Annotated in this window: 20 protein-coding genes and 1 riboswitch; of the genes, 1 reads left to right on the forward strand and 19 read right to left on the reverse strand. The window is 58.7% G+C overall.

What is annotated here, in order from left to right; genetic code table 11:
* Positions 1-2 precede the first annotated feature (2 nt).
* From IEX10_RS14315 to IEX10_RS14380, 14 genes are all read right to left on the reverse strand, one after another.
* A complete protein-coding gene (locus IEX10_RS14315; RefSeq protein ID WP_188676685.1) occupies positions 3-989 on the reverse strand; it encodes a HesA/MoeB/ThiF family protein in 987 nt (328 codons plus the stop codon).
* The gene (locus tag IEX10_RS14320) at positions 986-1,582 is read right to left on the reverse strand and encodes a thiamine phosphate synthase (protein WP_188676688.1); all 597 of its coding nucleotides are present in this window, start codon (positions 1,580-1,582) and stop codon (positions 986-988) included. Before IEX10_RS14320 ends, IEX10_RS14315 begins: the two co-directional genes overlap by 4 nt.
* Positions 1,579-2,352 carry a thiazole synthase gene (locus IEX10_RS14325; RefSeq protein WP_188676691.1) on the reverse strand — a complete coding sequence of 258 codons (774 nt, stop codon included), beginning with the start codon at positions 2,350-2,352 and terminating at the stop codon, positions 1,579-1,581. The genes IEX10_RS14320 and IEX10_RS14325 overlap by 4 nt, the downstream gene beginning before the upstream one ends.
* A gap of 3 nt (positions 2,353-2,355) precedes the next feature.
* Positions 2,356-2,553, reverse strand: a complete 198-nt coding sequence (gene thiS / locus IEX10_RS14330; protein ID WP_188676694.1) for a sulfur carrier protein ThiS — start codon at positions 2,551-2,553, stop codon at positions 2,356-2,358.
* Positions 2,537-3,532, reverse strand: coding sequence for a glycine oxidase ThiO (gene thiO / locus IEX10_RS14335; protein WP_188676697.1), 996 nt, complete (start codon positions 3,530-3,532; stop codon positions 2,537-2,539). The genes thiS and thiO overlap by 17 nt, the downstream gene beginning before the upstream one ends.
* On the reverse strand, positions 3,529-4,338 hold the full coding sequence (thiD, locus tag IEX10_RS14340) for a bifunctional hydroxymethylpyrimidine kinase/phosphomethylpyrimidine kinase (protein WP_188676701.1): 810 nt from the start codon (positions 4,336-4,338) through the stop codon (positions 3,529-3,531). Before thiD ends, thiO begins: the two co-directional genes overlap by 4 nt.
* A 63-nt stretch (positions 4,339-4,401) precedes the next feature.
* A riboswitch (TPP riboswitch) is annotated at positions 4,402-4,503 on the reverse strand.
* Between the two features lie 84 nt (positions 4,504-4,587).
* Positions 4,588-5,358 carry an SDR family NAD(P)-dependent oxidoreductase gene (locus IEX10_RS14345; protein ID WP_188676704.1) on the reverse strand — a complete coding sequence of 257 codons (771 nt, stop codon included), beginning with the start codon at positions 5,356-5,358 and terminating at the stop codon, positions 4,588-4,590.
* A gap of 5 nt (positions 5,359-5,363) precedes the next feature.
* Entirely contained in the window at positions 5,364-6,731 is a 1,368-nt protein-coding gene (locus IEX10_RS14350; RefSeq protein WP_188676707.1) for a TRAP transporter large permease, read from the reverse strand.
* Positions 6,719-7,270, reverse strand: coding sequence for a TRAP transporter small permease subunit (locus IEX10_RS14355; protein WP_188676712.1), 552 nt, complete (start codon positions 7,268-7,270; stop codon positions 6,719-6,721). The genes IEX10_RS14350 and IEX10_RS14355 overlap by 13 nt, the downstream gene beginning before the upstream one ends.
* Before the next feature lie 63 nt (positions 7,271-7,333).
* Positions 7,334-8,365, reverse strand: a complete 1,032-nt coding sequence (locus tag IEX10_RS14360) for a TRAP transporter substrate-binding protein (protein ID WP_229678566.1) — start codon at positions 8,363-8,365, stop codon at positions 7,334-7,336.
* 45 nt (positions 8,366-8,410) lie between these two features.
* Complete coding sequence (locus IEX10_RS14365; protein WP_188676715.1) at positions 8,411-10,147, reverse strand: thiamine pyrophosphate-binding protein; 1,737 nt, start codon at positions 10,145-10,147, stop codon at positions 8,411-8,413.
* Positions 10,144-11,118: an alpha-ketoacid dehydrogenase subunit beta gene (locus IEX10_RS14370; RefSeq protein ID WP_188676718.1), complete on the reverse strand. Its 975-nt coding sequence runs from the start codon at positions 11,116-11,118 to the stop codon at positions 10,144-10,146. Before IEX10_RS14370 ends, IEX10_RS14365 begins: the two co-directional genes overlap by 4 nt.
* Positions 11,118-12,113, reverse strand: coding sequence for a thiamine pyrophosphate-dependent dehydrogenase E1 component subunit alpha (locus IEX10_RS14375; RefSeq protein ID WP_229678567.1), 996 nt, complete (start codon positions 12,111-12,113; stop codon positions 11,118-11,120). The genes IEX10_RS14370 and IEX10_RS14375 overlap by 1 nt, the downstream gene beginning before the upstream one ends.
* The gene (locus IEX10_RS14380) at positions 12,110-12,889 is read right to left on the reverse strand and encodes an IclR family transcriptional regulator (RefSeq protein WP_188676720.1); all 780 of its coding nucleotides are present in this window, start codon (positions 12,887-12,889) and stop codon (positions 12,110-12,112) included. The genes IEX10_RS14375 and IEX10_RS14380 overlap by 4 nt, the downstream gene beginning before the upstream one ends.
* 91 nt (positions 12,890-12,980) lie before the next feature.
* On the opposite strand from IEX10_RS14380, the gene IEX10_RS14385 reads away from it, so the two are divergent.
* Complete coding sequence (locus tag IEX10_RS14385; protein ID WP_188676723.1) at positions 12,981-13,772, forward strand: hypothetical protein; 792 nt, start codon at positions 12,981-12,983, stop codon at positions 13,770-13,772.
* Here IEX10_RS14385 and IEX10_RS14390 read toward each other — a convergent pair.
* Genes IEX10_RS14390 through hpaE form a run of 5 tightly spaced genes read right to left on the reverse strand, consistent with a single transcriptional unit; the run spans position 13,769 to position 18,717 of the window.
* Positions 13,769-14,548: an aldolase/citrate lyase family protein gene (locus tag IEX10_RS14390; protein WP_188676726.1), complete on the reverse strand. Its 780-nt coding sequence runs from the start codon at positions 14,546-14,548 to the stop codon at positions 13,769-13,771. The two genes, IEX10_RS14385 and IEX10_RS14390, sit on opposite strands and share 4 nt — an antisense overlap.
* Before the next feature lie 11 nt (positions 14,549-14,559).
* On the reverse strand, positions 14,560-15,360 hold the full coding sequence (gene hpaH / locus IEX10_RS14395; protein WP_188676729.1) for a 2-oxo-hept-4-ene-1,7-dioate hydratase: 801 nt from the start codon (positions 15,358-15,360) through the stop codon (positions 14,560-14,562).
* Entirely contained in the window at positions 15,357-16,211 is an 855-nt protein-coding gene (locus IEX10_RS14400) for a fumarylacetoacetate hydrolase family protein (RefSeq protein ID WP_188676733.1), read from the reverse strand. The genes hpaH and IEX10_RS14400 overlap by 4 nt, the downstream gene beginning before the upstream one ends.
* 11 nt (positions 16,212-16,222) lie before the next feature.
* Positions 16,223-17,206, reverse strand: coding sequence for a 3,4-dihydroxyphenylacetate 2,3-dioxygenase (hpaD, locus tag IEX10_RS14405; protein WP_188676736.1), 984 nt, complete (start codon positions 17,204-17,206; stop codon positions 16,223-16,225).
* Positions 17,206-18,717: a 5-carboxymethyl-2-hydroxymuconate semialdehyde dehydrogenase gene (gene hpaE, locus IEX10_RS14410; protein WP_188676739.1), complete on the reverse strand. Its 1,512-nt coding sequence runs from the start codon at positions 18,715-18,717 to the stop codon at positions 17,206-17,208. Before hpaE ends, hpaD begins: the two co-directional genes overlap by 1 nt.
* Position 18,718 lies beyond the last annotated feature (1 nt).

An 18,718-nucleotide genomic window follows, 5' to 3' on the forward strand; every position in this document is an offset into this window, starting at 1 on the left:
GTTTACCTTTCGATTTCTGGCGTATCGCCAAGAGCTATTAAAGAGATTTCGCCGTCCCAGTAGGACCGCAGGTGTGTCGCCGCATTCCAGGCCCGCAGGCCGGAGCGACAGGCAAAAACGGCCCGCTGGCCGGTTAGCGGTTTCGGGTTTTCCGCCGCGAACTGCGCAACTGTAAGGCGCTGCGCGGTGGCGGTGACGGGTGCAGGTGCCTCGTCCTTGCCACGCAGGTCCACGACAAAATCCGACCTTGCGATCTGCGGCGCGGCGATAAACATCAGGTCCGCGACAGGTTCGGGTGCCATGTCAAAGCGGAAACCACCGCTGTGAAAACGCTGCATGTCAAAGCTGATCACCTGCCCAAGCGGTGAGGGTTTTTGCCCGATCATCACCCCCAACGCCATTTGTGCTTGCGCCGCCCCGATCAGTCCCACAACAGGCCCCATCACACCCGCCGTTGCGCAGGTGGCAGCGCGGTCTGGCAGATCAGGAAACACCGCCCGCAGCGATGGCGCAGTGCCGCAAAATCCGCCCACATATCCGGCAAAACCAAGCACCGAGGCGCTGATCAGCGGCACACCTTGGCGCAGGCAAATATCCGATAAAACATAGCTGACAGCAAAACTGTCTGCGCAATCCAGCACCAGTGTGCTCTGTCCCACCAGCTCAACCGCATTGTGCGGGTCAAGCACTTTGACAAGGGGAGTAACCGTGCAATCCCCGTTCAATCGGCGCATGGTTTCGGCGGCGGCCTCAGCCTTCCATTTGCCGACATCGTCCTGCCGGAACAGAGTCTGGCGATGCAGGTTCGACAGGGAAACCGTATCGCTGTCCACCAGCCTGATGTTCCCCACTCCGGCACCGACAAGATATTGCAGGACCGGCGCACCAAGCCCCCCTGCCCCGACCACAAGAATACGGGCCGCACAGATAGCCGCCTGCCCCTCTGCGCCCACTTCGGGCAGGATCATCTGTCTTTCATACCGGTTCATCGGGTGGCTTCCAACCACGCGCGAACGCGGTCCTCGGGTCTGGTGTTCAGGGTGATGTCTGTCACCGCCGCCACCACATCTGCCCCCGCGTCAAAGGCACCGGCAGCGCGGTCAATGGACATGCCGCCAATGGCAATCAGGGGGGTGTTGCCAATCCGGTCACGCCATTTTGTCAGACGATCCACCCCCTGTTCGTGCCACTTCATCTTTTTCAGAATGGTCGGGTAAATCGGGCCAAGGGCGATGTAATCCGGTGTCAAATCCAGCGCGCGGTTCAGTTCTGCCCTGTCGTGGGTGCTGATCCCAAGCCGTAATCCCACAGCTCGGATGGCGGGAATATCGGCGGTGTCGAGATCCTCTTGCCCCAGATGCAGCCAGTCGCAGCCTTCCTCGATCGCGATTTGCCAGTAATCGTTGATGACCAAAACGCAGTCGTTCTGTGCGCATACAGTTTTTGCGCATCTAATCTGATGGCGGATTTCGTTGGGAGTTCGATCTTTGATGCGCAGTTGCACCAGCTTTATGCCAAGAGGCACCAGCCGTTCCAGCCAATCTGCATTGTCAAAAATGGGGTAAAAACGGTCGAGCTTCATAACAGAAACGCCTTTCCGATTACAGGGGTTGAAGGGGCCGCCATGTCGCGGGGTTCCATTGGGTCCGCAGTGGCGGCCAACTGCCCTGCGCGGATTGCGATGGCGAAGGCTTCGGCCATAGCTGCGGGGTCTCCGGCCTTGGCGACAGCAGTGTTTAGCAGCACCGCATCAAAGCCCAGTTCCATCGCCTGCGCCGCTTGTGACGGCAGGCCCAGACCCGCGTCAATCACCAGTGGCACATCGGGGAAGTGGGCGCGCATGGCCCGCAATCCGAACAGGTTGTTCAACCCCAGACCCGACCCGATTGGTGCACCCCAAGGCATCAGAACCTCACAACCGGCGTGCAGCAGACGGTCCGCCACAACCAAATCTTCGGTGGTGTAAGGGAAGACCTGAAAACCGTCCTCGGTCAGAATACGCGCAGCCTCTACCAGTCCGAACACATCCGGTTGCAGCGTGTCTTCTTCTCCTATCACCTCAAGCTTGATCCACTTGGTATCAAACACTTCCCGCGCCATATGGGCGGTAGTGACAGCCTCTTTCACGCTGTGACAACCCGCTGTGTTGGGCAAGATATGCACGTCCAGCGCGCGGATCATCTGCCAAAAGTCCTGCCCCGCCCGATCCTGCCCGCTCTCACGACGAAGGGAGACTGTCGCAACGCTGGCTTGGCTGCGTCGGAACGCATCCGCAAGGATCGCAGGGGACGGATATTGCGCGGTGCCCAGCATGAAGCCGTTGGCAAGGGTGGTTCCGTAGAAATCGAGCATGTCCTAGCCCCCCTGCATCGGGGCAAGCACCTCGATCCGGTCGCCATCTTTCAGGGGTTGCGCAGCCCGTGCAGGGGCAGGCACAAAGTCCCCGTTCACAGCCGTTGCGATTTTCGCGCCAGTAAAGCCCTGTTCATCCAGCAAACCCGCCAGCACCTCTGCCTGCGTTTCAATCATTGCGCCGTTAAGTTGCAGTTTCATCCATCACCTCCGGAGTTGTCTTGTCAAAAATCCGCTCTGCCACCATTCGCGCCAGTGCAGGCGCCAGCAGAAAACCGTGCCGGTACAGCCCGTTGGCGCGGATCAGATTGCCGCTCTGGCGGATGCGGGGCAGGTTGTCAGCAAAGGCAGGGCGGCTGTCGACGCCGATCTCCAGCACCTCTGCCTCGCCAAAAGCGGGGTTGATTGCATAAGCCGCACTTAGAAGTTCCAGCAGGGCGCGGGCGGTCACATGCTGGCCCGCTTGCCCTTCGATCATGGTGGCACCCAGCATGAAAATTCCGTCACCGCGGGGTACGATGTACAGCGGGATACGCGGGTGTAGTAGGCGGATCGGGCGGGACAGGGACACGTCAGGGCAGGACAGCACCAGCATCTCACCTTTTACGCCGCGCAGGTCCGTAAGATCGGTGCGGGCCTGAAACCCGCGACAGTCCACCGTCAGTCCTTGGGCAGCATAATCGGCAGGGTCTGCATCGGCCTCAACAAATTCCGCGCCGTCCGCCAGTACGGACTGGCGCAACTGCTGCAAGGCTTCGCGTGGGGCAAGATGGGCCTCTGTCTCAAAGAACAAACCTTTGGAAAACCGCCCTCCCAGATCAGGCTCAAGTGCTTCTATCTCAGCCCCTGAAACTTCGCGAAATCCGGTGGTGCGACGGGCAAAGCGGGTTAGTTCAGCGCGGTCCCGTGACGGCGACACGACCAACGATCCCTGCCGGTGGACCGCTTGCGTCTTGGCCTGCCACCAAGTGGCCGCTTCCTGTCCCAGACGCACGACTGGTTCCTCGGCACTTTCGCCTTCGCAGTAAGGGGCGAGCATCCCGCCCGCCCACCATGAACAGGCCGCTGGACCGGGTTCGCGCTGGCGGTCAATCAGGGTGACACGCGCACCACGATCCAGCAGCGTACGGGCCACGCATAGCCCTGCCACCCCTGCGCCGATGATGCTGACTTCTGTCATGTCCAGTATCCGTGAAAATGATGCACCGGACCGTGCCCCGCCCCGATGTAAAGTTGGTCCGCTGGCCTGATCGCCGCTTGCAAATAGCTGTGCGCCGCTGTCACCGCGCCGGACAGATCAACGCCCTTGGCCAGCTCTGCCGCAATCGCAGCGGAATAGGTGCAGCCTGTGCCGTGAGTGTTGCGGGTGTGCACGCGCGGAGCAGAGAGGGTGAGCGGACCAGCCCCCTGCCCGATCAGAACGTCTGTGCAGGTGTCGCCGCTGGAATGCCCGCCTTTCATCAGAACCGCCCGCGGGCCAAGCGCCATCAGGGCCTTCGCCTGCTCTGCCATTGCTTCAGGTGTCTGTGCTTCCGCGGAGCCGAGCAGCGTTGCAGCTTCGGGCAGGTTCGGCGTCAGTACAGTTGCGAGGGGCAGGATTTTTTCGCGCATCGCATTGATCGCGGCTTCTTGCAGCAGCGCATCGCCGGATTTTGCAATCATCACCGGATCAACAACGATTGGACCTTGGAAATCAGCAAGCTGCGCAGCCACTGCATCAATAATGCGTGGAGAAAACAACATGCCGAGCTTGATTGCGTTCACCGGAAGATCGGCCAGAACCGTCTCGATCTGCGCGGCGACCACATCGGCGGGCACCTCATGTACTGCGCTGACCGCCTGTGTGTTCTGCGCAGTGATCGCGGTGATCACACTGGCCCCATAAACACCATTGGCGGAGAACGCCTTTAGATCTGCCTGAATGCCTGCCCCGCCACCACTGTCGGACCCTGCAATGCTAAGCGCTATCGGTGTTTTGCCGGTCACTGGTCTGTCTCCATCGTTTAACGGGATGACCAGCGAAAAGAAAGGACTGCGGGCGGAGTTCGCCTGTGCAGTGTACCCGTTCCCTACGCCGGTATGACCCGGATCAGGTTCGACGGGTCGGTGCGAACACCTCTCAGCCCGATGTGGGCTCCCCGACGGATAAAATTTGTCTGTGCCAATGGTTAGGACAGTTCGCACCGCCGTGCAATGGGCAATTCGGTCCGATTTTTTGGACCGGTCTTTGGCATGTCAGGCGGTCAGACCACCATCCACTTTCAGGGACTCCCCTGTGATATAGGCACTGTCATCGGACCCTAAAAACAAGGCCGCTTTGGCCACATCCCACGCGCTGCCCTGCCGGCCCATCGGCACCATCGCGGCCCGTCTTGCGGCCAGTTCTTCGGGGTCGGTTTTGGAATCCACAAAGGCGGTAACATGGGGCGTGTCGATCACTCCGGGTAGAATCACATTGGAACGGATCTGGTAGCTGGCGTTCTCGTGCGCGACAGAGCGGGCAAAGCGTACCAGTGCCATTTTAGAGACCTCATAGGACACATAACTGTAGGGCGCGGAATACACCGCCGCCAGCGAGGAGACATAGATCAGCGATCCGCTCCCTTGCGCGCGCATCAGCGGCAGAACGGCCCGCGTCATGCGCAAAGCGCCTGTCAGGTTGATGTCAAAAACGCGGTCCCAATCCGCGTCGGTGGTTTCTAAGACACCGCCCTGCTGGCTGATGCCCACATTATAATCGAGCACATCAAGCCCGCCCCAAAGCGATTTCGCGCGGTCTGCCACCTGCCCCCCAGCGTCAGGATCGGACACATCCGCCACAGCAGTTTCGGCGATACCACCCTCTTTGCGGATCAGGGCTGCGGTTTCCTCAGCGGCCTGCGCAACGCGGTCTACGCACAGCACTTTCGCGCCCTCCCGCGCAAACAGAACCGCCGTGGCCTTGCCGTTGCCCCACCCAGCGCCAGACGATCCGGCACCGATTATGGCGACCCGTTTGTCTGCCATCCGGCTCAATTCCCCAGCACCTTGCTGGGCAGCCACATGGCCAGTTCCGGTTGCCAGATCAGGATGAACAGCACAGCAACTTGCAACAGCACAAAGGGGATAATCCCGCGATAGATGTCGCGCATTTCCACAAGGTTGCCCGCCGCACCTTTCATATAAAATAGGGCAAAGCCAAAGGGCGGCGTCAGGAAAGAGGTTTGCAGGTTCACCGCGACAAGAATGGTAAACCAGTAGACCAGATCCTTCTTGGCGATGTGATCGCCCAAGTCCATCAGGTCCACGATGGGGGCAAAAATTGGCAGCAGGATCAGTGTGATTTCGATCCAGTCGAAGAAAAAGCCGAGCACAAAGACCATGATCATCATCATGAACAACAGCGCCCAATCCCCGAGGTTCAGACTGCGGGCAAGTTCCACAATCAGATCATCCCCGCCCACTTTGCGGAAGATGTAGGAAAACGCGGTGGCTGTGGCGAAGATAAAAAACAGCAGTGCGATGGTGCGCAGGGAACTGTCGGTCGCCTCTCCCAGAACGTTCCAAGTGATCCGTCCACGGATCAGCCCCAGAAACAGCGCAGCAAAAGCACCCACGCCAGAGGCTTCGGTCGGGCTGGCAAAACCGCCGATGATAGAGCCGAGTACGGCAATGATCAGGATCAGCGGGAAGGATACCGAAACCAGCGCCTCGCGCCAGAGACCGGTGCGTTCGTCAGTGGTGAGAGCGCGTGGCACCGGCGTTTCGCTCGGGCGCAGGATCGAACGGGTCACGAGGTAAATCAGATAGATTGCTGCAAGGAACAGACCGGGTAGGAAGGCGGCAACAAAGACTTTGGCAAGGTTCAGGGACAGCAGGTCCGACATGAATACCAGCATTACCGAAGGCGGGATGAGGATACCGAGTGTCCCCGCACTCGCCACCGTTCCAGTGGCCAAGGGGGCGGAATATCCCGCCCGCATCATGGTTGGCAGGGCCATCACCGTCAGCATCACAACTGATGCCCCGATGATCCCTGTCGCGGCCGCCAGAATGGTGCCCATCAAAACCACCGCCAGCGCCAGACCACCTGGCACCCGAACCAGCAGCTTTTGCAGGGTCAGCAACAGGTCTTCGGCAATGCGGGTTTTCTCCATCACAACGCCCATAAAAATGAACATGGGCGCGGCCACCAGCACCGCATTGTCAATCACCCCGCCGTAAATCCGCGTCGGTACAAGGGACAGATGCACGAACCGCATCTCCCCCAAAGCAAGGGCGATAATAGCAAAGATCAGCGTCACAGCCGCCAGCACAATCGGCACTGGCAAGGCCGTAAACAGCCCTGCGATCAGGCTTAGAAACATGATCGCGGGCAGGAATTCGGTCAGCGTTTCCATAGGCCTCTTTCAAGGAATGTCTGTGTCATCAGATCGGGCCGTTTCAGTGTGGCCAGAATGCGCAGGGCGACTGCTGTACAACCCGCAATGGTCAGAATTGCGGAAATCGGCACGGCGGATTTGATAATCCAGCGATGGGGCAAGCCGCGTCCGCCGTTTGCGCCTTCGCCCCGCTCAAACGCGCGGGCCGCAAATTCATAGCCGTACCACGCGATAAACAGGAAAAAGGGGATGACCAGCAGGACAACGACCCAGAACTCCAGCCAGAGCCGGAAGCGTGGTGTCATCTTGCCTGCAATCACATCAATCCGCACATGGGCGTCGCGCGTATAGGCATACCCAAAGGCAAACACCGCGATGACGCCGTGAAGGTGCCATTCCAGTTCCTGCAATTTGAATGATCCGGTAGAGAAAAACTTGCGCCCGACCACATCGTACATAATGACGCCAACCAGAACGAACAGCAGCACCGCCGCCAGCCGTGCGGCCCAGTCGCAAATGGTGGTCAGCGCCGAAGCGATTTTCAGACTGGTGTGCATGTTCCCCCCTTAGGCAAATCCGGTCCGGCAGTTCCCCCGCCGGACCGGTCTTACATGTGCAGCTTACTTCAGGTAGCCGATGTTCTTCCACTCGGAGTAGTCCTTGCGGAAGGTCTGGATGCTTTCCCAAGTGGATTTGAAATCCGCATCCGCTGCGGATTTTTCTGCAGCCACTTCGGTCCATGCGGATTCGTAAGCGTCAAGGATTTCTGCTGGCCATTCGTGCACGATCACACCGTTTTCGGCCTGCATTTTCGCCAGCGGCTCCAGCTGAACCGCTTCACCTTCGGCCATCGTTTTCAGCACTTGTGCTTCGCAGGCGGTTTCGATGATGGCGCGTTCCTGATCGCTCAGATCGTTCCATGTATCCAGATTGATAATCACGCTCAGGAAGCTGGTTTGCTGGTGCCAGCCCGGAAAGTAGTAGTGTTTGGCGTGGTCATACATGCCGACCATGTTATCAAGAAACGGAAAGCCCAGTTCCGCACTGTCAATCGCACCGGTATTCAGCGCGGACATTGTATCGGCCAGACCCATAGACTGGGCTTCTACCCCCATCTTGCCCATAACAGACGCGCCCAGACCGAAGAACCGCATCTTCTTGCCCTTCAGATCGTCCAGCGTTTTGATCTCGTCGCGGAACCAACCCGATGCTTCGGGCACCAGTGTGGAACAGTGGATTGTTTTAATGTTGTATTGAGACTCGGTCATTTCGGACCATTTGTCCTGACCACCGCCATAATACCACCAAGCGGCGTATTCCTTGATGTCAGGACCGAAAGGGAAAGTGGTAAACAGCGGCGCGGCAGGCACTACGCCTTCTGCAAAGCCGATGGAATACCACGAGCTTTCGACAGCGCCTGTGGAAACGGAATCCCAGACCTCGCCCGTAGAGACAATTTCACCCGGTGCTTTCACGTCGAACTTGATGCCGCCTGCCGTCAGCGTGTCTACCCGTTCGGATACATCCCAGGCCGGCTTGCCCAGCAACGGCAGGGACTGTGGGAAAATCGACTGCATTTCGATGTCCTTGGCCCCTGCTGTTCCGGCCAATAATGCGGTGGCACAGGCCACCATGGTAAAGTTACGTTTCATATTGATCTCCTCCCAATCAAATAAAAGTTGTTAATCTATCGTGTATCAGGCCACACGGTCGCCTTTCTTCACTTGCACCGTCCGGTTGTCCACGGCGGGCAGCATCTTTGCCGGATCGCGCGTGACCATCACGTCAATAACGCTTGGTCTGTCGGTTTCCGCAAAAGCCTCTTTCAGCGCGTCTGCCAATTTCGACGGGTCCTCTACCCGAATACCGTGACAGCCCATCGCATCGGCCAGTTTGGCGTAATTCGTTTCCGCCAGATCAGAGCTTTGGTAATTCCCTTCCCCGTACATAAGGTGTTGCAGCGCCTTTACATATCCCGAAGCCGCGTTGTTCACGACAATCACTGTCACACCCAGCTTCATTCGCCGCGCTGTTTCCAGCTCTCCGAGCACCATGTTAAACCCGCCATCGCCGGTCAACCCCACAACCACCGCATCGCGGTTGGCAAGCTGAGCGCCCATCGCACCGGGCAAACCGTACCCGATAGAGGCAAACCCGCGATCCGGTACAAACGTGCGCCGCGCTTTTTTAGAGTTGAACAGCAAACCACCCCAATGGGCCGCAAATCCACCATCGGCAATCAGGTGGCCATCTTCGGGCAGGTGGTTGTTCAGCTCGGTGATCAGGCGGGCCATATTGATTGGCGTTTCTTCGGAATAAAGCCGCTCTGCTGCGACCTCATCGTGCCAGACTTTCATCTTGGCAGGGATTTCGGCAAGATAGCTTTCCCGCGTTTTGCGCTGTTCAGCGGCTGAACCGGAAAGCGCATCGCACAGATCGTCCAACCCTTCCCGCGCATCTCCCCACAGCTTTACAGTCGGCTGATAGGTGCGGCCCATTTCTTCAGGCACATTGTCCAGATGGATCACCGTCTGGCCCTTGGTCGGGATGGTAAACCGCTTGGTGGCAATCTCGCCCAGCTTGCACCCTGCGACAATGATACAATCAGACGCTGCGATCAGATCATTGGCAATCCGGTCATAGCGCCCGAACAGCCCTGCCGACAGATCGGAGGTGCAGGCAATCGCGCCCTTACCGCTCATGGTGTGGGCAACGGGGATGGCGTTTTCTTGCGCAAAGCGGGTGACGGCTTCGGTCGCTTGGGAAATATGGATGCCACCACCGCACAAAAGGATCGGGCGTTTGGCAGCGGCAATCAGGTCTGCGGCCTTAGCCAGCGGTTCCGCCGCAGGACGACACCGTATCGCGGGGGCGGATTCATGGGCGGGATCTACCGCAAAATCGGACTCCTCAAATCCATAAAGCCCGTGGGCGATGTCTTCGGGCACATCGACAATCACCGGACCGGGGCGGCCTGATGTTGCAACCTCAAAGGCGCGGCGCATGATTTCGGGGATGCGCTGGATCGCCTCGACCCGCAGCAATTCCTTGCAGGCGGGGCGCAGGATGGACACCTGATCGGTTTCCTGCGTCATATTCTTGCCCGCGTGATCGCGCTGTGCATCGCCAATGATCGCAACCATCGGGCTGCCCGCATTGAGCGCCTCAACCAGTCCGGTCACAAGGTTCGTCGCCCCCGGCCCAAGCGTGGCATCCACCAGCCCAACACGGCCAGACACTTTGGCATAGGCGTCTGCTGCAAACACCGCGCAGCGTTCGTCGTTGATCAGGTTGTGATCCAGCCCCAGCCGCCGCGCCGCATCGTAAAACGGCAGCAACTGGAAGCCGCCCATGCCAAACATCGGCCCCGCGTTATGGGCCAGCAGCATCCGGACGAGCGCTTCGCCCCCTGTCATTTCATTGGTATTACTCATGCGGGTTCGTTCTCCATCATGTCTTGCGCGGCTTTTGCAATCATCGGTGCAGTCACACGCATCTGGTCTTCAAGGTTTGGCGCATAGGCAATCAGCCCGCGCGGACTGCCCAGACGTTTGGGCAGGGCTTTCATCGGAATATTCTGAGCTACGGTGGCCACCACTTCGGCACCGAAACCGGCGACAGACACCGCTTCATGGGCCACCAGCAAACGTCCGGTCTTGCGCACGCTGTCAAATACCGCCGCCTTGTCCCAAGGCCAAAGGCTGCGCAGGTCGATCACCTCGGCCTCTATCCCCTGATGGGCGAGCGTTTCCGCCGCCTCGACACACACATTCGCGGTATGGGACCAAGAAACCAGCGTTACATGCCGACCGGAACGGCGCAGGGCGGCCTTGCCGAAATCGACAGCGTGGTTTGTGTCCACCTCCCCTTCGGAAGCCCAGATGTTTTTGTGTTCCAGATACACCACCGGATCATCACAGGCGATGGCGGCCTTCATCATCGAATAGTTATCCTGCGGCGTGGCCGGACAACAGACGACAAGACCCGGAATATGGGTGTACCAGCTTTCCAGAGATTGCGAATGTTGAGCTGCCGAGGACCGCCACATGCCCATAGGCTTGCGGATCACCATCGGCGCGCGGCTTTGGCCGCCGAACATGAAACGTGCCTTGGCGATTTGGTTCACCAGTTCGTCGGTGGCACAAAGCGCGAAGTCCGCAAAGCGCATTTCCACAATCGGCCGCGTTCCCGCCATTGCTGCACCAAAGGCCGCGCCCATGATGGCGGCTTCTGAAATCGGCGCATCGGAAATCCGCTGCGGCCCGAATTCTTCAACCAGTCCGGTGTATTGTTTGAACACACCCCCACGGCCCAGATCTTCCCCTACGCACCAGACTGTAAGATCGTCGCGCATGGCTTCTGCGACCGCCAGCTTCGCGGCATCGGCATAACTCATCACAGGCATCAGAACGCCTCCTGCAGGGGGGAGCCGATGTCTTGCACATCAGCGAAAGCGGTTTCATCGGCAGGCCATGGTGCCGATCGGGCCGCGTCAAGAGCGCGGTCCATTTCGGCATGGGCCTCTTTCGCCAAAGCGTCCAGTTCCGCGCTCGGCACTCCCGCCGCAACCAGCGCTTCACGCTGGCGGGCGATGGGACATGTGGTGGCTTGCATCCGTTCTGCCTCCCCTTCAGGGCGGTAGGTGGCGGGATCGAAATAGGTGTGGCCGCTGATCCGGTAGGTCTTGGCCATCAGGAATTCCGGCGTGCCGGTTTCGCGGATGCGCGCAGTGATCTCTGCTGCAGTTGCCGCCAGAGTTGTCACGTCATTGCCATCCGCTTCGGTGGTGCGCAACCCAAGCGCACGGGCACGGTCCGCGATGTTGCCAGAGGTCATGTCACTGGTCAGGGTCGATGCGGAATACTGGTTGTCTTCGCAGACAAACAGGATCGGCAGATTAAACACGCCCGCCCAGTTCACCCCTTCCAGAAACGGCCCGCGATTGGACGCGCCGTCCCCAAAGAAACAGACCACGATCTGATCCCCACCGAGCAGTTTAATCCCGTGGGCCGCCCCCGCCGCGATGGTGATATTGGCACCGACAACGCCGTTTGCGCCCAGCATCCGAACACCGAAATCCGCGATGTGCATGGACCCGCCTTTGCCGCCGCAACATCCCCCTTCGCGCCCCAGAAGCTCCTTCATCATGGCATCCGCCTGCGCCCCTTTGGCCAGCGTATGGCCGTGGCCGCGATGGGTGGACAGGATGTAATCATCCCGCCGCAGGGTTTCGATCACTCCGGTGGCAACAGCTTCTTGCCCGATCGACAGATGGATCGCGCCAAGCACCAGTTCCTCGTCTATCGCCGCGCTGCGGGCGGTTTCCTCAAACGCGCGAATCCGCTCCATCATGCGCAAACGCGCCAGCCCCGCCTCTCGGTCGAAATTTGACAGGCTCAAAATAACCCCTCCTGATCCAATATCGTGAATTTATCAGAGAGCACCTCTACCTCGCGGCGCAGCAGCGGGATCAATTCCCCCTCAATACGCTCCGTGCTCATCCGCTCGTTAATCGCTCCAATGCCGAAGGCCGCGCAGACCCGACCGCTTTTGGTCAGGATCGGAAGGCCGACCGCACTCATGCCTTGAACCGGAATAGACGGGTTCAACGCGTAACCCAGTCCATGAAAATCCTCGGCCAGCGCTTCGACCTTTTCCGGTGTATAATTATACTCTGCCATCCAAGCCACATTTGCCCGTGCCGCCGCGCGGCGTTTGGGTTTGTCCGTGACCGCATAAAGCGCCTGACCGGAGGCACCGACCCCAAGGGGCAAACGGCTGCCCGCGTCCAGCGTCAGTGTGCGGATTGGAAACGCGCCGAGTTCGCGACAGACACAAATCGACGCTGCACCTTCGGGGGCAGACAGAAACACAGTATCCTCACAGGCATCCGCAATCCGGCGCATGCTGCGTTTGGCCAGTGCTGCCAGATCAGACCGGTTTGCCACCCGCGCAAGGGACGCCAGCGCATGGCCGAGGTGATACTTCCGCGTGTCGGGGTCCTGATACACATAGTTCACCGCCAAAAGTGATGCGAGCACGCGATGGGTTGTGGTCTTGGTAAATTCGGTCTGTGCCATGATCTCGGTCAGGCTCGCCCCGAGGGGCTGGGACGCCAGCGCGCCAAGCACATTGCGTGCACGGGCAATAGAGCCTACCGGCGCTTCCAACGACACTACAATCCCTCCCCATTCCTTTTATCGGAACCTTTGTTTTGATAATAGGAATATATTGCCTACACCTGTCAAACGAATTATCTTCTGGAACATGATTTCTGGACTACGATTCTATGACTCGATTACCGATGCTGATGCAGATGCGCAGGGGCGGATCGGGATCAGCGGCTCTCACGGCGGGATGTTTGCCGCCGCTTGTGCATCCCGTGCAGGACTGCGCGCGGTTATTTTGAATGATGCCGGTAAAGGCCTGAATGACGCAGGTATTGCGGGAATAAGGGCGCTGTCGGATCAGGGGATGGCAGGATGTGCCGTAGACTGTATGAGCGCGGAAATCGGTTCGGCGCAGGACAGTTATGACAACGGAATAATTTCATATGCCAATCCGGTGGCCCAGCGTTTGGGGATTATAACCGGACTGTCAGTTAAAGACGCTACGAAACTGCTGTCCGAAGCACCAGAACCGGCCGGAATGATGGAGGCTGTTCCAGAAGAAAGCGATGTCGTCACCGTGCACGGTCTTGAAGTTCTGTGCGTAGATTCAGCCTCCCTTATAACAGCCAAGGACGCCGGGCGCATCATTGTGACGGGCTCCCACGGGGGACTGATCGGCGGCAATCCGGCCCGCGCCTGTAAGGCGGAGGCACGGTTCATCAGCTTCTCGGACGCCGGGATCGGCAAAAACAATATTGGTTTATCGCGTCTGCCCGCGCTCGCCCGGCGTACCATTGCCGCGGTAACTTTGGACTGTCACAGCTGCGAGATCGGCAACAGCGCATCCGCACTGGAAACCGGCGTAATCAGCGCCGCCAATCAGACCGCAGCGGACTACGGAATCTGCGCAGGGATGACCTTAAAGGATGCGATCCGCCGGTTGGGTTAGCCCTTCCGCAGGGTACCCGCACGCTCTGCACTGGCCCGCATATTTCGTGCGAACAGGGTCACATCGATGTCGGTTGCGATGAAAGTTGCCCCCAAATCACGGCATTTTTCCTGTAATTCGGTATCAAGGGTCAGGATACCCGCCGCTTTACCGCTGTCGACGATCCGTTCCATCGCATCCAGCACAGCCGTTTTCACCGCTGGCGCACCGGCCTGTCCGATGTAGCCCATATCCGCCGCCAGATCGGACGGACCGATGAACACGCCATCCAGACCCTCCACTGCAAGAATGTCATCCAGCGCCTCCATACCCTTCTGGTTCTCCACCTGCGCCAACAGGCAGATTTCATCGCGGGCAGTGGTCAGATAATCCGCGATCCCCGAAAAATCTGACGCACGGGCGAGCGCTGATCCTACACCGCGCAAACCGTGGGGCGGGTAGGTCACAGCCGCCACCAGTTCGCGCGCCTGTTCGGCTGTTTCCACCATCGGCACCAGCAGGCTTTGCGCGCCTGCATCCAGAAGCTGTTTTATCATCCAGACCTCGCCAATCGGCGGACGGACCACAGGATGGGCGGGACGCCCCGCGATCACCTGCAACTGCGCCACAATGGAGCGCAGGTCGTTTGGCGCATGTTCCCCGTCAATCAGCAGCCAGTCAAACCCTGCTCCGGCACTGATCTCGGCGATATAGGGGTCGGCCAGCCCGAGCCAGCAGCCGATTTGCGGGTCGCCGTCTTTGAGGGCCTGTTTGAACGTGTTTTTCGGGGCTGGCATGGGGGAAATTCCTATTCAAATGAAACGCTGACAGAGCCGAAATCGGCAAAATCCGCTGTAATTCTTGACCCAGATGGACATTCAACGGGCCGGATAAAGCTGCCGGACAGGATGATCTGCCCCGGTGCGAGGCTTTGACCGTATTGCGCCATGCGACGGGCGAGCCAGACAACGCTTTCTACCGGATCGTTCAGAACCCCTGCTCCGAGTCCGGTTTCCTCAACCTCATCGTTGCGCGAAGTGATCGCCCCGACCCAGCGCAGATCGAAGGCATCCACCTTGTGGCGCTGCGCCCCAAGAACAACTCCGGCGTTGGCGGCATTGTCGCTAATGGTATCAAACACCTTGCGGGTCTGCCCCGTTTCCGGATCGGCGCGCAATATGCGGGTGTCTAGGATTTCCAACGCTGGAGCCACGTAATCCGTTGCTGCCAGCACATCATCGCGGGACACATCCGCGCCACCGATTGCGGATTTCAGCACAAACGCGATTTCTGTTTCGATGCGCGGCTGAATAAAGCGGCCCTTTGGCACGACTGCACCATCCGCAAAAACCATATCGTCAAACAGAATGCCACTGTCGGGAATATCAATGTTCAGCGCTGATTGCATCGCCTTAGAGGTCAGACCAATTTTCCAGCCGACAACCGAGCGCCCCTGTTCCAGTTTCGCACGATAAATCGCGTTCTGGATCGCATAGGCGTCATCCATACCCATTTCGGGAAACTGTTTAGTCAGCAGACCGATCTGCGTGCCGGAGGCCTCGGCCTGCAACAAATCAGCCGCCGCCCTTGCGTGGTCTTCAGGGGTCATTGCGCTTCATCCTCGATCAAATTGCGCAGGGTGCCAATGGTGTTCACCTCTACCTCTACCACGTCACCGGGTTTCAGGAACTGCGGCGGGTCGAGCCGTGCGCCCGAGCCTGTTGGCGTGCCGGTGACGATAACATCGCCGGGCTGCAGGGTCATAAACGTAGAGATGTATTCGATCTCGCGCCGGATCGGGTGCATCATGCGGGACAGCACATCGTCCTGACGCACCTCTCCGTTAACGCGAGTGATGATGCGGGCGTCATCCAGTTGGGCTGCGTCCGTGAAGGGCACCAGCCACGGCCCGATTGCTCCGGAATTGTCCCAGTTCTTGCCTTGGGTTACATTGAACTTCGCGTGGCGCACCCAGTCGCGGATGGTGCCTTCATTACAGATCGTCAGCGCTGCAATATGGTCGTACGCATCCGCCTGCGAAATCCTGCGGCCGCCCTTGCCGATCACAATCGCAACTTCCCCTTCATAATCGAGCTGCGGACTTTCTGGCGGACGGATCAACGGGCGGTCATGGCCTGTGAAACCGCTGGCGAAACGGGGAAACAGCGACATATATTTTGGCTGTTCGGACCCGTCTTTATATTCCGCGTTCCGGTCGGGAAAGTTCACCCCGACGCACAGGATACGCGGCGCATTGGGCAGAACCATTTCGAACTGATAATCGGTATGGCTCGGCGTGCGTCCCTGCGCATCCTCGGCCAGTTCGCCCAGTCCGCCAGCTTTGATCGCGTCCAGCAGTGTCGGCCACTCCGGGAAGGTGTCGTTCAAAGGGATCATTCCGGCGTCTGTCACTGCGCCGTAAAATGTTCCACCCTCGGCAGTATAGGTTGCAAAACGCATGTCTGGGGTCCTCATGGTGCGATGATGGGGCTGGCTTGAATGTCAGAGTCGCGTGTCTCGGCGCCGACAAAATTGGTGCCATGTTCAAACCAGCTGCGCGGTGCAGCCGCACCCCAAAGGGTCTGGCGTTGCGGGTCTTTCAAATCCCATTTGATCGGCTCCATATCGGGATCGACCGTCTGGTAATCCGAACAGTAGATTTCGATCCGGTGCCCGTCCGGGTCCAGAATATACAGGAAGAAGGCATTGGAAATTCCGTGCCGCCCCGGCCCCCGCTCGATGTTGTCCACATAACCCGTGGTCGCCATCAGATCCAGCAGGTCGATGATGTTCAGCGGTGTCGGCACCCAGAACGCAACATGGTGCATCCGCGGTCCGGTGCCGTTGGTAAAGGCCATATCATGCACGCCGCCCTTGCGGTGCATCCATGCTGCCCAAAGTTTCTTGCTCTCGTCGTCCTCGGTGTATTCCGTCACGCGGAAACCGAAATCATTGTAGAACGCAACCGAGGCATCCACATCCGGTGAGAAACAGTTAAAGTGGTCAATCCGCAAAGGTTTCACCCCGCGATAGAGCGCGTATTTCTGGTGGATAGGCTCCAAACGGTCCATCTTGTGATAGAACTCCAGCGGAATGCCGATGTTGTCAGATGTCAGCAATGTGCGGCCTTGATAGGGACGTTCCACCCATTCAGTCGGGCGACCTTTGGCCTTGAAATAGGTTTCAGCCTTATTCAGATCTTCTTCGTCAAAAGTCTTAAAGCCCATCACCTCAACCGTGCCGGGCTGGTCGGATTTTTGCAGGATAATGCAGTGATGGCCCCGCTCCTCCATCGCGCGCAGATAGACGTGCGTATCGCTCTCGTCCGTTACCTGAAGCCCGAGGATTTCAGTGTAAAACGTCTTGGAGGCCGCTAGATCCTTGACGTTCAGGCACGCATGGGACAGGCGGATCGTATTAAAGTCGGGGTAAAGGTTTGGTGCAGGTACAGGCATCAGTTTGCTCCCAGTTTGGTGATTTTATGCTGTCCGGTGGCGAAACCGATGTGTTTTTGTTCCATGTAGAATTCAAACGACCAGTCGCCGCCATCACGCCCGATGCCGCTGGCTTTGACGCCGCCGAACGGGGTTGGCAGGTGGCGCACGTTTTCCGAGTTTACCCAGATCATGCCCGCCTCCAGCTTGTTGGTAAAGCGCAGGGCACGGGTCAGATCGTTGGTCCAGACATAGCCGGTCAGTCCGTAGGGAATGTCATTGGCAATCTGCAACGCTTCTTCTTCGGTGCTGAAAGGAATAGAGGTCAGGACCGGACCAAAGATTTCCTCTTGTGCGATCCGCATCTGGTTTGTGGCCTGTGTGAACAGCGTCGGGCGCACGAAATAGCCCTCTTCGCCGACAACCTCGCCGCCAGCGGCGACTGTCGCGCCGTCTTGTTTGGCGATGTCAAAATAGCTGGTGACCTTGTTGAAATGTACCTCTGTCACCAGAGGCCCGATTTCTGTTGCAGGGTCGAGCGGATGGCCCACTTTGATCCGGTTCACCCGTTCGATCAGCTTTGCCTCAAACTCTTCACGGATGGTGTCTTGGATCAGCAGGCGGGAGGAGGACGTGCAGCGCTCGCCGTTGATCGAATAGATCATGAAAATCGCAGCATCAAGCGCACGGTCCAGATCGGCGTCGTCAAACACGATAACAGGGTTCTTACCGCCCAGCTCCAGATGGTTGCGCTTCAAAGTGTCCGCACCTTGTTTGGTGATCAGACTACCGGTGCGGCTTTCCCCCACAAAGGCAATCGCCTTGATCTTGGGATGCTCGCACAGCGCCTTGCCTGCCTCTTCGCCAAAGCCGTTCACCGTGTTCAGAACACCCGGCGGAAGTCCGGCTTCCTCTGCGATTTCCACCAGCAGGCGGGCCGTTAAAGGCGAGGCTTCGGCGGGTTTGTGCACCACAGTGCAGCCTGCCGCCAGTGCCGGAGCGATCTTCCAAGTGGACAGCATAAACGGCGTGTTCCACGGCGTAATAACGCCTACGGGACCGATCGGCACGCGGGTGGTGATATTCATCAGGGTCGGGGATTGCAGGTGCTGCCCGTCCCGCGCTTGCACCACCTGATCGGCAAAGTAGCGGAAGTTTTCAGCCCCGCGCAGGGCGGCTTTGGACATGAATTTGTAGGCCTGTCCGGTATCCCAGCATTCGCACAAGGCGATTTCCTCGGCCCGCGCTTCGATGCCTTCGGCAATGCGGATCAGGATTTTCTTACGCTCCAGCGCAGGCAGATCACGCCAATCCGCAAACGCATCATGGGCCGCGTTCGCTGCCTTGTCGATGTCAGCCGCATTTCCTTCGGCAACATCACATATCACGCTTTTATCAACGGGGGAGGTGGACTGAAACACACCGGCACTTCCGTCCGTGTCTGCGCCACCAATCCGGTTCTTGATCCCCGTGTCGCGGAACCGCTGCAGATAGCTTTCAAGCTTATGGATGTTATCGTCGCGTGCAGTCATG

It is taken from the genome of Neptunicoccus cionae (genome assembly GCF_014643735.1).
Lineage (GTDB): Bacteria > Pseudomonadota > Alphaproteobacteria > Rhodobacterales > Rhodobacteraceae > Amylibacter > Amylibacter cionae.